At 45.0% G+C, this 15,430-nt stretch carries 14 protein-coding genes; 7 read left to right on the top strand and 7 right to left on the bottom strand.

From position 1 onward, the window contains the following. Window positions 1-86: 86 nt before the first annotated feature. A complete protein-coding gene (locus ACFTRD_RS16575) occupies window positions 87-1,295 on the bottom strand; it encodes an MFS transporter (protein ID WP_379381938.1) in 1,209 nt (402 codons plus the stop codon). Between the two features lie 363 nt (window positions 1,296-1,658). Continuing rightward, window positions 1,659-2,543 (bottom strand): hypothetical protein, encoded by an 885-nt coding sequence (locus ACFTRD_RS16570; protein ID WP_379381936.1) that lies wholly within the window; start codon window positions 2,541-2,543, stop codon window positions 1,659-1,661. 125 nt (window positions 2,544-2,668) lie between these two features. Here ACFTRD_RS16570 and ACFTRD_RS16565 point away from each other — a divergent pair, with 125 nt between their 5' ends. After that, a complete protein-coding gene (locus ACFTRD_RS16565) occupies window positions 2,669-3,367 on the top strand; it encodes a pseudouridine synthase (protein ID WP_379383091.1) in 699 nt (232 codons plus the stop codon). Between the two features lie 67 nt (window positions 3,368-3,434). On the opposite strand, the gene ACFTRD_RS16560 is transcribed toward ACFTRD_RS16565, so the two are convergent. The 3 genes from ACFTRD_RS16560 to ACFTRD_RS16550 all read right to left on the bottom strand — a co-directional run bounded on the left by ACFTRD_RS16560 (window position 3,435) and on the right by ACFTRD_RS16550 (window position 6,792). Beyond that, window positions 3,435-4,376: a DMT family transporter gene (locus tag ACFTRD_RS16560; protein ID WP_379381934.1), complete on the bottom strand. Its 942-nt coding sequence runs from the start codon at window positions 4,374-4,376 to the stop codon at window positions 3,435-3,437. After that, window positions 4,373-5,224 carry a helix-turn-helix domain-containing protein gene (locus ACFTRD_RS16555; RefSeq protein ID WP_379381931.1) on the bottom strand — a complete coding sequence of 284 codons (852 nt, stop codon included), beginning with the start codon at window positions 5,222-5,224 and terminating at the stop codon, window positions 4,373-4,375. The genes ACFTRD_RS16560 and ACFTRD_RS16555 overlap by 4 nt, the downstream gene beginning before the upstream one ends. Window positions 5,225-5,538: 314 nt before the next feature. Beyond that, the gene (locus tag ACFTRD_RS16550) at window positions 5,539-6,792 is read right to left on the bottom strand and encodes a cytochrome P450 (protein ID WP_379381929.1); all 1,254 of its coding nucleotides are present in this window, start codon (window positions 6,790-6,792) and stop codon (window positions 5,539-5,541) included. A 103-nt stretch (window positions 6,793-6,895) separates the two neighbouring features. Here ACFTRD_RS16550 and ACFTRD_RS16545 point away from each other — a divergent pair, with 103 nt between their 5' ends. The 4 genes from ACFTRD_RS16545 to ACFTRD_RS16530 all read left to right on the top strand — a co-directional run bounded on the left by ACFTRD_RS16545 (window position 6,896) and on the right by ACFTRD_RS16530 (window position 9,183). Next, window positions 6,896-7,651: a YhgE/Pip domain-containing protein gene (locus tag ACFTRD_RS16545; protein WP_379381927.1), complete on the top strand. Its 756-nt coding sequence runs from the start codon at window positions 6,896-6,898 to the stop codon at window positions 7,649-7,651. Window positions 7,652-7,660: 9 nt separating this feature from the next. Further along, window positions 7,661-8,053: a hypothetical protein gene (locus ACFTRD_RS16540; protein WP_379381925.1), complete on the top strand. Its 393-nt coding sequence runs from the start codon at window positions 7,661-7,663 to the stop codon at window positions 8,051-8,053. 71 nt (window positions 8,054-8,124) lie between these two features. Further along, entirely contained in the window at window positions 8,125-8,670 is a 546-nt protein-coding gene (locus tag ACFTRD_RS16535) for a PadR family transcriptional regulator (RefSeq protein WP_379381923.1), read from the top strand. 201 nt (window positions 8,671-8,871) lie between these two features. Continuing rightward, window positions 8,872-9,183, top strand: a complete 312-nt coding sequence (locus ACFTRD_RS16530; protein WP_379381921.1) for a Dabb family protein — start codon at window positions 8,872-8,874, stop codon at window positions 9,181-9,183. A 152-nt stretch (window positions 9,184-9,335) separates the two neighbouring features. Here ACFTRD_RS16530 and ACFTRD_RS16525 read toward each other — a convergent pair whose 3' ends face one another. Continuing rightward, a complete protein-coding gene (locus ACFTRD_RS16525; RefSeq protein WP_379381919.1) occupies window positions 9,336-10,397 on the bottom strand; it encodes an S-layer homology domain-containing protein in 1,062 nt (353 codons plus the stop codon). A 356-nt stretch (window positions 10,398-10,753) separates the two neighbouring features. Between ACFTRD_RS16525 and ACFTRD_RS16520 the strand changes: the two genes are divergently transcribed. Both ACFTRD_RS16520 and ACFTRD_RS16515 read left to right on the top strand, forming a co-directional pair. Continuing rightward, window positions 10,754-12,070: a nucleobase:cation symporter-2 family protein gene (locus tag ACFTRD_RS16520; RefSeq protein WP_379381917.1), complete on the top strand. Its 1,317-nt coding sequence runs from the start codon at window positions 10,754-10,756 to the stop codon at window positions 12,068-12,070. A gap of 427 nt (window positions 12,071-12,497) precedes the next feature. Further along, the gene (locus tag ACFTRD_RS16515) at window positions 12,498-13,727 is read left to right on the top strand and encodes a family 8 glycosyl hydrolase (RefSeq protein WP_379381915.1); all 1,230 of its coding nucleotides are present in this window, start codon (window positions 12,498-12,500) and stop codon (window positions 13,725-13,727) included. A 337-nt stretch (window positions 13,728-14,064) separates the two neighbouring features. On the opposite strand, the gene ACFTRD_RS16510 is transcribed toward ACFTRD_RS16515, so the two are convergent. Next, window positions 14,065-15,390, bottom strand: a complete 1,326-nt coding sequence (locus ACFTRD_RS16510; RefSeq protein ID WP_379381913.1) for a 6-phospho-beta-glucosidase — start codon at window positions 15,388-15,390, stop codon at window positions 14,065-14,067. Between the last annotated feature and the right edge of the window lie 40 nt (window positions 15,391-15,430).

Raw genomic sequence — 15,430 nt, 5'->3', positions numbered from 1 at the left:
CGATTCCCTCCATAATGTAATGTACTAGCCTCAACAAAGCTCAATAATCCGGATTACGCAGGCATCACCCCTCTCAAAAGCAGCGTTTAAATCTCTTTACCTTGGTGTGCGAGAGTTCTGTTTACGGTACTATTCCTTACATTCCAGAGATGAGAGAGTATAAGCGTGAAGAGTAGAATCAGGCAAAATCCGGCCAAAATCCAGATCGTGTTGACAACAGGCCAAGTGCTCATGCTCCATCCGGTTACGTACTGCAAGACAGCACCGCCAATACCGCCGGATGCAATCAGAATGCTGGTTGTTCGTTCAGTCATGCCGGGAATCAGAATATTTGCATAGACCAGGGCGATACAGAACAGACCTGACATGAACAGTCCGGTTCCAAAGATCAGCAGGTATGTTGCCCATTGGCCAGTCACGAATACCATGGCAACAGCGAATAGAAGTGTACCCACCGTACTCCAGATCAGGAAAGGCATATAGTTGACGGCTTCTGCAATTTTACCGGAGAAAAGACGACCGATTATCATCGCGACCCATAAGATGGATACACTGAGAGAGGCGACGGATTCCTGAAGTTGCAAGCGTTCGACGAGGATGGAAGGCAAGAAGTTCATCAGTCCAAGTTCCAGTCCCATGTAGATGAAGAAAAAGATAACAAAAATAGTTAGCAATCCGAGATGTTTTTTTGAATACTGTGCTCGGCCAGTTGGATGTGCAGTTGTATTTTCACCAGCTTGTTTGAGATAAGTTGCTGCAGATTCAGGCATGGAGACCCACAGTAACATAAGAACAATCGATATAAGGGATACGGTATAAAATGTGAGATGCCACAAATCAAGCCAGATGAATAAGGCAGCGACTGCCGGAATGAGAAGTGCGCCTAGGGCAAAGAACACATCAAGTTTGGACATCGCAACCGCTTTTTGGTTCTCGGTGAATTCTATCGTAAACGCACCTACAGAGGGTTCAATGATGCCTGACCCGAAGCCAACGAGGATCGTTAGTAGAAGAACCACAGTCCAAGATGGCAAAAATCCGAGAACGGCATAAGCAGCCACAATGCAGATTAATGCAATCAAGAGCATGGATTTTCTGCCAATGCGGGCAGTCATGGAAGGTGCGATAAGCACCCCGACAAGAAAACCGAGGAACTGCAAAAAAAGCAAAAACCCGCCATCACTGTAACCGCGCTCATAGTGTGTCAACAAAACGGGTAAAAGCGCCCCCATGACCACGCTGGTTATGCCGATTAATAGATAAAAACCGCAGCTTAAAGCGAAAATTCTTCTCATCAGTTATCCTCCCAAGATGGATATAAATTTTATATTATGTAAAAAATGTTTCTTTCGTATATAACTTATACCATAATTATGCAATTGTACATGCTTTTTATTGTAAAATATTGTTAAGATTTGACGAAAAGAATTAATTTTCTGTTTCCTTTTTTTCCTAAATCGATTTCGTGTCGAAATGGTAGATGAACAATTCAAAATCTGGCAACTTTGACATGGAAAGAATCAAATGGGCATAAGCGGCTTTCTTATGATCTGGAATTAAAAAAGAAAAATGCATGCATTAAACAAAAAAAATGTTTCCTGTCTGTATCGACGGGAAACATTTGGACTTATTCAGGACAACTTTGTAAAATTACAACTTTAACCTTTGAATTGAATCACGTCGCCAAACAGCTTGCGCGCTATGTCCCAATTGACGCCAAGTTTACCTTGCCAGCCCGCCCAAGGCATCTCCATATCGGAACGGCCTTTGGTGTTATTAAGCAGTAGTTCACCATTTAGAATGTCCTCATTGTTTGTCCAATGATCGGGACTCAATGAGAGAACCTGATTGGGCAGAACACCTGTCCTGGACAGCGCCTGAAGGATGCTGCGGCGAATTCCGGCGTGTCCTTTCAACAATTTCTCCGCAGTGAGTCGTTTCTCAAATTTCCCCGGAGACTCTTCGTCCCCAGCCTGATCCAGCATGTGAAGCAGTTGATTGAATGTGGTGATATCCTCATCCGTTGGAGTAACGGGTCCTTGTTCAAGTAGCACAATTAACTCCGTTAAATCGGCGTAGGTACCTACGCTTGTCCCGCTATAATCATAACCCTGGTGGAGAGCATATCGAATATTGGACAGGTTTTTCCAGCTCTCATCGCTATGACTGAAACCGCAAACTTTGCAAGCAAGGAACCGATCTGCCTCTTCGTAAGCGTGCGGCTGCAAGTGAATCATCAGATGGTAGCTTGCGAGCGTAGAGATGCCTCGTGGATAACTGCCGCCGACACCTGCAATAAATGCTTGGGTAACCGTGGACCAGGAAAGAAGCGAATGCTGCTGCAACGCAATGAGTTGTTGAATAATATCATTATGACGGATCATTTCCAGATCGTTAGCTACCCAGCCGTTTGTGATCAATACATCCTGTTCAGCAGGAGTGAGTGTATCTGTTTGATAGATCATAACTTCACGTTCTCTATCATAAATACCATTGGTATGCATATATAATTTTTTCAGGACTCTCATGCTTTTTTTGTCCATGGATATAGCTCCTTTCAGAGTGCATATTGGCTTACCTATGTACCTTCCCGTAACGACTCGTTGCTTCGTTTCAGTATAAATGAGATGATATGGAATGGAAATCAGTAGATGAGAAGTGGTGGAACATGCGTATTAACAAATACATAAGTGAAACGGGATTTTGCTCACGCCGGGAAACGAACCGTTTAATTGCAACCGGGCGTATTACGATCAATGGGCAAGTGTGTGAAAAAGGAGCGGATGTTGAACCAGGGGATATCGTGCTCATTGATGGTGAGGAAATTCCTCTTAATGATAGCGAGCCTGTTTACCTTGCCCTGAATAAACCAATTGGTATCGTCTGTACGGCAGCGGAACAGGTGAAGGGGAACATCATTCAGTATGTGAATTATCCCTCACGTATTTTTGCGATCGGCAGGTTGGATAAAGCGTCCGAAGGTTTGATTTTGCTTACCAACGATGGAGACATTGTGAACAAGATGATGCGTTCGGAGCACAACCATGAGAAGGAATATGTGGTCACCGTGGACAAACCTGTGACGGACGAATTCATGCAGGCCATGTCACAAGGCGTTGAAATTCTGGACGTGGTGACCAAGCCTTGTGAGGTTTTCAAGCAAAGCGAAGAGGTATTCCGTATTATTCTGACTCAGGGTTTGAATCTGCAAATCCGCAGAATGTGCAAAGCCTTGGGATACAGAGTGCTGAAGCTGGAGCGTATTCGGATTATGAATATTACGTTGGATCAGCTGGAACGTGGGGAGTGGAGACATCTGGAGAATCAGGAACTGGAGGATCTTCTGTCCATGTTGAACGAGAAATAATTTGAATCCAATGGAGGTATCAGTCCGGCAAAATGAAGAATGAAGAGAGGCGCTAATCCGTTATGGATTAATGCCTCTTTTTGTTGAAAGGATTAATGAGCAATATGCTGTTGGAGGCTTTGCTTCGCACTTTTCGTTCTGAAATAAACGATCCAACCAACGTTAACAAAGCTCCGAGTAGTGTTATCCAGGTAATCCGCTCCTGTAGAATCAGTGCAGAAGCAATGACGGTAATAACAGGCACCAGATAAATGTAGACACTTGTTTTGACAGCTCCGAGAATACTGACTGCCCGGTTCCAGGTTACAAAACATAAGGCAGAGGCGCCCAGTCCGAGGAACAGAAAGTTCGAGAGATTTGCCAGGTTGGTGAAGCGCCCGAGATCGAGGTGGAATTCGAGCAGGAACAAGGCCGGCAGCATGAACATCAGACCATAGAAAAACACTTTGCGTGTAGCTCCAATGGTGTGATAGGAAAGCTCGCCTATTTTGCGCATGAGTACCGAATAAATAGCCCATACGGCAGGTGCTACACATGCGAGAAGATCTCCCAGCGGATTCAGTCGCAGAATGAAACTGCCGTTCAGTCCGATCAGGATGATACCCGTCAAGGCAATGCCGAAGCCAACGATAAACCTCTTGTGTAATCTCTCTCCATCCAGAAAGAAATGAGCAAGTACGGCAGTGAAGAAGGGAGCAATCGAGACAATGACGCCAGCATTGGAAGCGAGTGTGTATACCAGTGCAATATTCTCAATGAGAAAATATAATGTGACTCCACACAACCCTGCTGCAATAAACAGCATTTCTTCTCTGAACGAAGTAACCCGCAATGAACGCGGATAGATCAGGAAGAGGACCACATACCCAATCAGGAAACGGAAAAAGAGAATTTCCACCGGGGTGAAGTCAATGAGCAGTACCTTGGTGGAAATAAACGTCGTTCCCCAGATCAAAATCGTAAGTAAGGCCAGCAAATGCCCAGTGGAGGTTTTGTTCTGACTTGTCATGACATGTGATCTGCTGCACGCTTTGAAACCGCTTCATGGTTGAAAATGCGTCGGTACTGTTTTGGCGTCAAGCCGATCAGTTTTTTGAAAAAGTTCGTAAAGTGACTCTGGTCACTGAAACCAGTCTGCGCAGCTACCTCGATCGGGAGTTCCCCGTGCTCCAACAGCTTTTTGGCCTGATTGATACGAATCGTTTCCAGGTAGCGGTACGGGGAGATTCCTTTTTGCCGGGTGAATATACGCAGCAGATGGTATTTGCTCATGCCTGTCAACTCGGCCAATTGGTTTAGCGTAATGCACTCCACAAAATGAGACTCTATGTACTCGCATATGCGTCTGATCTCAATCGTGACGTCCTGAGCAGAAACGGGCGGTTCAGCATCCGCATATTCTCTTAGCAGCTGTTCCAGCAGGAAGAGCAACAATTCTTCTTTGTGGAAATCGGATTGCTCCTCCAAAATCATCTGATGCAGTTCATGCAAGGAAGCAACATGTTCGCTTTGGTATAGAACAGGGGAAGTAAACCGCGGCAAGTAATCCCGTCCGGTAATTTCCTGTACATATTGGCACATGACCTCGGGCTGAATATTGATACAGCGATAATCGAGGGTTCTTCCGTCTACCTGCTCGCAGGCATGGGGATCATGCGGATTAAAGATAATCATGTCTCCAGTGTTCAGGATATATTCTTCGTTATTACATACGAGATGGCGCTTGCCCTGTTCAATAAATCCAATGACGTAATAGTCATGAAAATGATTGGGGAATTTCTGCATAATGCCTTCGAATTGATAGGCTTCAAGCTGTAGATCGGTATCGAATACGACGGTTCGCACTTCGCGAGTCACCTGCTGCACCTTCTTTCTGGTAAGTTAATGTCAGTATAGTATGAAAAGAAGGGTACATTCTTGGACGATATTGCTCGCTCTTTTTTTGTTCAAACATGTAAAAAGCCAAAATACCCGCGGCCCCACTAAAGGGATGACGAGTACTTTGGTTCAATTATAGCTATCTAACGGGTGGAATGGAAGGGTAGAGGATACTTGTAGAGGGTAAAAGGTTGTGAAAAAGAGCAGATAAGATCTGCTCTTTTTGGTTTTATTTTATTAATTGAATCGTAGTGAACCTTATCTATACTAGGTGGCATATATGCGAATCGTAATTACGTATACAGCTTCATAGGAAGGCTTGTTAAGGATTGTCCTGCCGCAGAAGGGGTAAGGTTTTCTTCCAGATTGAATCCCTCCACAGGTTCAATTCGGGTGAAGGCTTTTAAAAATGAAGTCAGTACGATTTTGCCCTCCAGACGCGCGAGAGGTGCACCCAGACAGAAGTGAGTACCAAAACCAAATGCAAGCTGTTTATTGTTGTTCGAGCGATGAATATTCAGTGTGAAAGGGTCTTCGAACATATTCTCATCCATATTGGCTGCACTCATCCATGCCACAATGGCGTCTCCCTTTTTCAGCTTAACCCCAAGCAGATCGTTATCCTCTTTGACCATGCGGTCCATTTTGCTGATGTGAAAGCGATATCTAAGCATTTCCTCTACCGCGGCTGGAACAAGCTCAAGGTTATCCCTGAGTTCGGAATACAATTCCGGTTGGTCATACAAAAGGGCATAGAACGAGTTGGCCAACAGATTGCTGGTCGTTTCGATACCGGCTCCCAGAATAAACATGGTGGTTCGCACAATCTCTTCATCCGTAAAGTGTTCGCCATCCTGCTCAACCTGAATCAGGTCTGATATGATATCTTCTCCCAGATTGGATCTTTTGGACACCACGAAAGGATATAAGTACTTAAAGTACTCCTCCCCGGCAACCTTTTTCAATTGGTTAATTTGATCAAAAGTGGCATCTGTTGTGGGCATAAACATGGTGTCCACCCATTTTTTAAACAAATGACGATCATTGGAAGGAATGCCAAGCAGATCCGCCATGATAATGACAGGAAACATGCTCGTATAGGCTTCAACAATGTCCACTTCCGACTGATGTTCAAATTCTCTGATCAGCTCTTCGGCCACAGCCTCTATTCTCGGTTCCCAGAGCTTGAGACTTCTTGGTGTAAATGCACTGGCGAGCAATGATCTCCGCTTGCGATGTTCCGGCGGATCTACGTTGTGAATATCAAGCTTGTCCGGTATGTGATGCCCGCTGTCCGCACCCTCTTCTTCACTTGAATATCCCACGTTAACAATGGATCTTTTTCTCACACTGGAGAAATGCTCGTGATCATTAAGCACGGTTTTGACAAGATCATACCTGAATACATGCCAGGAATCGCTTTCTTCATTGTAGATGACGGCTTCCTGATTCAACATGTTGCGATACCAACGATAGGGACTGAATTCTTCTTCTTTCGATTGAAAATTCGTGATTTCAGACAGAGAAATGATAGAGCTCTTCGTCATTCGTTTCGCCTCCTTGGTTGGTCTCATTGACAAATATAACAAACAAGAGTACTTTAATTCAAGTAATCTAAATTAAAATTAAAACAACAAGGTGGAGTGGAGTGTGAAGGACATACTGAAGCACGGCGGAGTCAGAGCGGGCATATTCATGATCATTTTTTACCAAATTGTGATGTTGACCGTTTTCATGTCAGGGTATAGCGCAATCCCGAAAAATGTTACCAATCTTACCGTTGCCATAGTCAACGAAGACCAGCGATCCGGTACTGAATTTGTGCAAAAATTGCAAAAACAACTACCATTCACGGTAGTAACCAATGAATCACTGGAACAGGCGAAGACCGGGCTTGAAGACCGGGATATTCATATGATTATACGTATACCGGGAGATTTTACGGAGAAACTGTCTGAACAGGGCGGTAAAGCTCAATTGCAGTACCTGATTAATGAATCAAACCCAACTACGATTACCAGTTCAATGAAAAATGTAGCTGCTGAAATCACTGCGCAGATGGGCGCACAGGTTCAGGCACAAAGCTTCGAGGGTGTACTGAGCGGTATGCAGGTTCCCGCAGAACAATCGAAACAGATTGTGGAGTCCACCATGGGCAAAGTATCATCCGATATTGTTCTGAGCAACCCGCAGCCGGCAGGCATGCAGAATCAGATGGCACCGATGTTCATCACCATGGCGCTCTATGTTGGAGCCATGATCTATGCGATGCAAAGTATTGGCGGTATGAAACAACTACAGGCGCAGATGGGAAAATGGAAAGCATTCTTTGCCATGCGAGGGACAAACCTGCTCGTTTCCGTCCTTGCTCCGCTTGTAGGGATCGGCATTTATTTTATGGTGTAGGGGTATGGAGTGGAAGTATTTCTGAAACTTTGGATGGTGCACAGCTTGCAGTTGTTTGTTTCAATTGAGTTCACAAGTATCTTTATCATGCTTCTCGGTCAAGGCGGAATGCTCATCAATATGATATTTGTACTCAGCCAATCCATTGCGAACGGGACGTCCATGTCACCGGAGATGATGCCCGGATATTTCAAATTCGTGAGTCAGATCACACCGATGTTCTATTCAACACATCTGGATTATAATATTCTCTTTGGCGGTGGGAAGACGGTTCACTATGCAGTTGGACTTGCATTGGTTGGGATAGGAGCTTTTGTGATCAATACAACCATCCATCATTTCAAAAAAGCCAAGCAGATCGATACTGTACAGGAACCTGTACAACAGCCCGTTATGATATAAAATAGAAAGATATGAGGGTAGGCGAATAGAAAGAAGCTATGCCCTTGGATTAGCAGAATGGGGGCAGTCACATGTCAATTCAAATATTTATACTCGGTGCACTAAGTGAAGGGAATTATTATCCCTATGATATTAAAAAACGAATTGGTAAACATCTGGATCACACGGATGCCAAGATTACCGAGGGCACCATTTATTATAATTTTGAAGTGTTGCTGAAGAAGGGCCTGATCGAGAAGGTAGAAACCATCCAGAGTGAAAATCGACCGGACAAAACGACATATGGAATCACCGAGAAAGGGCGCCAGTCCCTGGAAGAGAGTATATATAAGGTGTTCCAGAAGTTTACGAATGTGCAGTCACTGTACGCTGCGTTGGTCCATCTGGACAAGGTAGATAACCAGAAAATTGCCTATTTAATTGAGGATATTATTGACAAAATGAATAAGAAGCTTGAATATATTGATCTTCATACACCTCAGGAGATTGATGCGCAAGAGGATCTAAAGAATGCATTGTTATTGATGAGAGATCATGCCTACCAATCCATTCAGAGTGATATACTCTGGCTTCAGAAACTGCTGCATCATGTTCAGAGTAGAGTGTTAAAAGGGTAAGTATTTATTTAAACCCAAAGAGGTTTGTTTAGGAGTAGAGGTGTCGAAGAGGTACGTCTTATATGCCATGGCCAGGCTTAGGACGTGCCTTTTTGTTATTTTATTATACGGCTCGATGGTATGCGGATTGAAACATTTGATAAATTACATTACAATCTGAGGTATTATCACAGGAAGATTTAAACGAGGAGTTGGATTGCAATGATGTTTGAACATTTGGTCGTATTCAAATTTAACGATAAAATCACGTCAGACAAACAACAGGAGTTTGTGGCTCAATTGCTTGCATTACAGGAACAAGTTCCGGGAATTGTTGATCTGACTGCAGGCGTCAACATAACGGAAGAAACGGACCGTATTCAGGGGTTTACAATTGGTTTGAGAGTGACGTTTGAAGACCAGGAAGCTTTGCGTAATTATGGTCCGCATCCGGCTCATCAGGCTTTTGTGGCTTCACTTAATGGCTGGGTGGAGAATGTCATTGTGACTGATTATCCGATCCCCTCAAGATGAGGGGTTAGTTATACCTAAAGTTGTATTGGGCAAAGAAAACGTCAAAAGAGTGATGTATTAAGGAATTTCATTTGTAATCCACTAAAATTCGAAATAACAAAAAGCACTGAACCAGTTCAGTGCTTTTTGTTATTTATCTGTGTTTCTAATGGTTATCCCTCATAAGGTAAAACCGCGTAGATTTTCCAGGTGTTATCATTCATTTTCTTGAGCTTATACAATCCGTCTAATGAAATGGTTTCTTCACTTATATCCTTACCTGCATTGATGCTCGTTTTAATCTTGCCGCCATTCGCTTCTAATACGGCATATTGATTGGAACGCTCCACAATGGAGAAAACAGGTTTAGAGATCCATTCAATATCCATCTGGGTTTGCTCATCCAGAGCGGATGTCAGATCTTCAAGTGAAGTGAGATTAAAGGAGAGCTGATAACCGGTGTAATATGTAGCGTAGGTATCAGACACTTGATCGTAGCTGTGCTCAGACATCGCCTTGATCTCCTGTTCGGTTGCGTTGAGAGCCAGAGTAATCAGTTCAGTTGTATCAGGGAGCTGGGTTTGTTCCAAACGTAAAGCCCGCTCTAGCATGACAACCGATTGGGAGCGAGTGGCTTTCGCAAACGGTTGAAACGTGGTGGTCGTCATACCCGAAACGATCCCTGTTTGGCTTGCTTTTGCAATGGCCGAGGCTGCGTAATAGTTGGGGACATCCTTAAAGGTTTTGGCAGAGCCTTCAAATTGGATGGAGCTGGAGAAAGTCCGTACAACCATAACGGCAATATCTCCGCGAGTGATAGGGAGATCTGGACCAAACTCAGTACTGGATATGCCTCCAACTACGCCGAGTGAACTAGCGATCCGGACCGCATCGGCATACCATTTGCCTGCGTTCACATCATTAAAGGCTTTCCCTTGAGCAGTGCTATGTAGTCCTGCCGCCTGTACAAGAATAGAAACAAATTCTGCACGGGTAATGGGATGATTGGGCTTGAGAGCCACTTCGCCAGTACCTAGGGGATACCCGTTTAGCAAATCAGCATTAACGAAGTTGTCAAGGGTATCGTATGCCCAGTGATCGTCAATGTCTGTTGGATAGTATAGGTCCAACGATTTGTAGGAATCGGCAGCAGCGGCCTTATTCCAAGGACAGGCTATTAACACTAAAAGCATGGTCAAGCAAAATAGGGTGATACCTTTAAACTGTTGTCTCATCTAGGAAGTTCCTCCCGAATTTCTCAAATTTGCCGTTAATCATCATAACAGAGAACAAGAGATTGATCTAAAGGAAATCTTTACTACTAAATTGTGACGTGTAATTATTCTAAGCGAAGAAATATGGAAATGTGCAACGTTATTCGACTTTTGTTGTCACTTTAATTGACATTGAATGGATGGTGTTATGTGTTTATTTTGTACAATGCGCCTAAAAAGACTGAATCTATTTATGTATTGAAACAATTTTTTATTATGAATCATGGAACTTCCCTCAATAGTTTATATAATGTGAGTCAACATAACATGATTTTGCTGCGGTAGGTTGATTCCAAAATACAGGGGGCAGATTAGGAATGAGAGAAACCAAGAGAATGAGGATTTTTTCACTGGGAATTCAGCATGTATTGGCGATGTATGCCGGGGCTATTTTGGTTCCACTACTTGTGGGAAGGGCACTGAACCTGACTGCAGAACAGTTGGCGTATCTGGTATCCATCGACTTGTTAACCTGTGGTATCGCAACATGGCTTCAGGCCCGAAAAGGTAAGTATTTGGGAATAGGATTGCCAGCGGTACTTGGAAGCTCATTTGTTGCAGTTACACCCATGATTGCCATTGGATCACAGTATGGGATTCCAGCCATCTATGGTTCCATTATAGCGGCTGGGGTATTTATCGTCATATGTGCGATCTTCTTTAGCAAAATCGTCAAGTTGTTCCCTCCAGTCGTGATTGGTACCGTCGTAACCATTATTGGTCTCGCCCTGATCCCAACGGGTATCAAAAACATGGCAGGTGGAGCAAACAGCGAGAATTTCGGAAGTCTGGACAATTTGGCACTCTCATTCGCGGTATTGCTCTTCATTCTGATCCTGAATCGATACGCTCGTGGTTTTGTCAAATCTCTCGCCGTTCTCCTCGGTATTATTGCAGGTACCCTCGTTGCTGCCCTCATGGGAAAAGTGAATTTCAGTTCCGTACAGGAAGCCTCCTGGTTCCACTTGCCACAGCCATTCTACTTTGGATGGCCTACTTTCGAAATTGGCCCAATTATTACAATGGTTATTGTAGGTACGGTTGTCATTATCGAGTCTACAGGTGTATTTATGGCCCTTAGCAAAATCTGTGATCAACCGCTCAACGAAAAGGATCTGGCACGGGGATATCGCGCAGAAGGTCTGGCGTTTGTCCTTGGCGGTATATTCAATGCTTTTCCGTATAACACATTTGCCCAGAATGTTGGTTTGGTTCAGCTTTCCAAGGTGAAAACAACCAATGTGGTTGTCGCGGCTGGAGGCATCCTGATCTTTCTCGGACTTATTCCCAAAGTTGCAGCGTTTGCAACGATTATTCCAAGCGCAGTCCTTGGAGGGGCGACGGTTGTTCTGTTCGGCATGGTGGTCTCATCCGGGATTAAAATGCTGCAAAATGTGGATTTCAGCAAGCAATCCAATCTATTGATCGTTGCTTGTTCGGTTTCACTTGGTCTTGGCGTCACGGCTGTGCCAGATCTGTTTGCTCAAATGCCCCAAAGTATCCGTATTATTGTTAGCGATGGTATTATCACAGGCAGTTTGTGCGCCATCCTGCTCAATGTGTTCTTTAACCTCGGATTTAAAAAGGAGAGCCTGCCCCTACAGCCCACACAGGCACAAGAAGCACATACGTAACCATATTTCATAAACACGCATGTGATTTGAAAAAAACGAACAGAACCAAGGCGGTTTCTATGGAGATGGAATAAAGGGTAACAATCCCACTCACATAGCAACCTCTTGGTTTTTTGTGATGACGCATACTTCGGAGTGACCCGACTACTGCATATAACAGGAGAATACACATATAAAAAAAATGGGAAAGGTCAAATCAGGACTTTAGATTCAATCTCAACAAAATCTATTTACAAATATTGGTGAAGAGACTAAACTATATGTAAGCGTTTTAAAAGTTAAAGCGCTTTAACTTTTATCGGGAGGTGAATGCGGTCTCGCGAATATCGAAACAAAATATTTCACCATCAGGATGCTGCACTGGATTATCCGCTTAAAGGTTATGTCATAGACAAGACCCATTTGGATCTAAAAGGAGCGTAAGTTTATGAGAAAAAATAAGAGATTTTCGTTTAGCAGCAAAGCTGTTACGATGTGTTGTCTCGCTTTTCTTCTGATTCCGGCGGGATTCGCTTTCGCCTCTCCCAACAAGCCGTTTCCGCAGCACACGACATATACCAGCGGCTCAATCAAGCCGAGCAATGTTACCCAAAGTGCGATGGACAGCTCCGTTCAATCGAAATGGGACAGCTGGAAATCGGCTTATCTGAAAACAGCTGGCACAGGCAAGTATTATGTGAAGTATCAGTCCAACGGGAATACTGTATCTGAGGCACATGGGTACGGAATGATGGCAACAGTTTTAATGGCCGGTTATGACAGCAATGCGCAGACCTATTTCGACGGACTTTATCAATATTATAAGGCTCATCCGAGCGATAACAATTCGAAATTGATGGCCTGGAAACAAAACAGCAGCTTCCAGAACATTGAAGGCGCCGACTCGGCTACGGATGGAGATATGGACATTGCTTATTCCCTCCTGCTTGCGGACAAGCAGTGGGGGAGCAGCGGCAGTATCAACTACCTTCAGGCAGGCAAGGACATAATCAATGCCATTATGCAAAGTGACGTGAATCAGTCCCAATGGACTCTGCGTCTTGGCGACTGGGCAACGGACAACACGTTCAAAAATGCTACCCGTCCATCGGACTTTATGCTGAATCATTTGAAGGCGTTCCAGAAGGCAACCGGTGATACCAGGTGGACGAATGTGATCGACAAAACCTATACCATTATCAACTCTTTATACAGCGGCTACAGCTCATCAACCGGATTGCTTCCAGACTTCGTCGTTTTGTCGGGATCGACGTACAAGCCGGCTTCAGCCGATTTTCTGGAAGGGGCAAACGACGGCAACTACGGTTACAACTCGTGCCGCACGCCTTGGCGGATCGCAACGGATTACCTGATGACCGGCGACAACCGGGCGCTCAATCAGCTCAATCAAATGAACAGCTGGATCTCGGCCAAAGTCAATAGCAACCCTAGCAGCATCAAGGATGGTTATAAACTCAACGGTACGGTTACAGGTTCCGGCGGCAGCGGTGCGTTCTATGCACCGTTTGGTGTCAGCGCCATGACCTCATCCACGAACCAAAGCTGGCTGAATTCCGTCTGGACCAAAACGGCTGGCAGCTCCAATGAAGGCTACTATGAAGACAGCATCAAGCTGTTCTCCATGATCGTAATGTCCGGCAACTGGTGGACATACTAAGCAATCTTAAAATCTGGTTCTCATATGCAAGCAGGCAGGGAGATTGGCTCCCTGCCTGCTTTTTTTGGATGGAGCTAGGGGAGTACTTCATGATTGATTTGAGCAAGGCGATACAGATGGCAAGTGCCTATAAACGACAAACTGCCATATCTCAGGAAGTCCTGGGACATGGCAGTTTCGTTTAAATTATAGAATCCATTAATATCAGCAAAGCTGAACCATTCTATAACCATTCTATTATCGCTAGAAAACAAAATTTTAATATGGTCTGACTTTTGTGAAAGTATGTCGATACATGTTTTTATTACGACATCAGTAAGAGTGGATCATAGCCGAATTATACATTGGCTGCAGATTCAGTAAAAAATTGTGGCAAATAGTCCTTATTGGCTTCGAGCATTTCATCCAGCATCTGGATCGCCACGTCGACGGAAGGAACCAAGGGATGATGGGCCAGTGCCTGTATGGCCAATCCGCGATCGCCAGTCACGGCAGCATCGATGGCGAGTCGCTCATAGGTTTTAACCGTATGGATCAGTCCGACGGCCATCGGAGGAATCTTGGTCAGCGGCAGCGGCAGTGGGCCGGTTTGGGTGACCACGCAGTTGACTTCAATACTGGCATCGCCCGGCAGGAAGTCAATGATGCCTTGATTGGCAACGTTCAGCGTCTGAATGTCATTTGTTCCGTTGTAGAGTGAGCGCATCAGGTTCACGGCTGCTTCGGAATAAAAGGCGCCTCCGCGTTGTTCCAGCTGCTTCGGTTTATCCTTTAGCTCCAGATCATTATAAAGCTCAAACAGTTCTTCTTCGACGCGTTTAACCACTTCCGCACGGTTGCTACCTTTTTGTAAGGATTCCAGCTGCTCTTCCAGCATTTCATCGGTCATATAAAAGTACTTCAGATAGTAGGAAGGCAGGGCATGGAGAGAGTGCAAAAATTCAGGGTTCCATTCCCGTGCAGGCACGTTCTTCGCGCTGTAGCCGGCCGTATCGGCCAGCATCTCATCCAGTTTGTCTTCTCCATTCACATCGATACGCGTAATCCAGTGCAGATGGTTCAGGCCGACGAACTCGGCATAGATGCGGTTCGCTTCTACGCCGTATTTGGCCGAGGTCTGCTTGATTAGGCCGATCGGCGCATTACAGAGACCGATGCTTTTTACGTTGGAATACTTCAGAATGGCTTCCGTGACCATACCCGCCGGATTCGTAAAGTTCAGCAGCCAAGCATCGGGTGCGAGTTCTTCGATATCACGACAGATGTCGAGCAGGACCGGAATCGTCCGCAGCGCCTTCATCATGCCTCCGGGACCGGTAGTTTCCTGGCCGATCACGCCGTATTTCAGGGGGATGGATTCATCGAGGCTGCGGGCTTCGAGCATGCCGACACGCATTTGCGTGCTGACGAAGTCTGCACCTTGGATTGCTTCGCGGCGGTCGAGTGTCAAATGAACTTCGATCGGAAGTCCGGACTTCTCCACCATGCGCTTAGCCAAGTTGCCGACAATATTCAGTTTGCGCTGTCCCGGTTCAATATCCACCAGCCACAGTTCACGTACCGGAAGCTCGGCATGGTGAAGGATAAACCCCTCGACGAGTTCCGGAGTATAAGAAGATCCACCGCCGATTACAGCTATTTTCAATCCTGTTTCATTTGCCATTTTTCCACACTCCATTCTTTTAAGAATTGTATTTGGTTTA

Origin of the sequence: Paenibacillus sp. NPDC056933 (assembly GCF_042674385.1) — a bacterium.
Taxonomy (GTDB): Bacteria; Bacillota; Bacilli; order Paenibacillales; family Paenibacillaceae; genus Paenibacillus.
This window is presented reverse-complemented; position numbering and strand designations above follow the sequence as displayed.

Excerpts from the sequence above, each read along its gene's own strand:
- ACFTRD_RS16510 (WP_379381913.1), bottom strand. The coding sequence starts at position 15,390 with ATGGCAAATGAAACAGGATTGAAAATAGCTGTAATCGGCGGTGGATCT.
- ACFTRD_RS16525 (WP_379381919.1), bottom strand. The coding sequence starts at position 10,397 with ATGAGACAACAGTTTAAAGGTATCACCCTATTTTGCTTGACCATGCTT.
- ACFTRD_RS16575 (WP_379381938.1), bottom strand. The coding sequence starts at position 1,295 with ATGAGAAGAATTTTCGCTTTAAGCTGCGGTTTTTATCTATTAATCGGC.
- ACFTRD_RS16535 (WP_379381923.1), top strand. The coding sequence starts at position 8,125 with ATGTCAATTCAAATATTTATACTCGGTGCACTAAGTGAAGGGAATTAT.
- ACFTRD_RS16550 (WP_379381929.1), bottom strand. The coding sequence starts at position 6,792 with ATGACGAAGAGCTCTATCATTTCTCTGTCTGAAATCACGAATTTTCAA.
- ACFTRD_RS16530 (WP_379381921.1), top strand. The coding sequence starts at position 8,872 with ATGATGTTTGAACATTTGGTCGTATTCAAATTTAACGATAAAATCACG.
- ACFTRD_RS16515 (WP_379381915.1), top strand. The coding sequence starts at position 12,498 with ATGAGAAAAAATAAGAGATTTTCGTTTAGCAGCAAAGCTGTTACGATG.
- ACFTRD_RS16560 (WP_379381934.1), bottom strand. The coding sequence starts at position 4,376 with ATGACAAGTCAGAACAAAACCTCCACTGGGCATTTGCTGGCCTTACTT.
- ACFTRD_RS16565 (WP_379383091.1), top strand. The coding sequence starts at position 2,669 with ATGCGTATTAACAAATACATAAGTGAAACGGGATTTTGCTCACGCCGG.
- ACFTRD_RS16570 (WP_379381936.1), bottom strand. The coding sequence starts at position 2,543 with ATGGACAAAAAAAGCATGAGAGTCCTGAAAAAATTATATATGCATACC.
- ACFTRD_RS16520 (WP_379381917.1), top strand. The coding sequence starts at position 10,754 with ATGAGAGAAACCAAGAGAATGAGGATTTTTTCACTGGGAATTCAGCAT.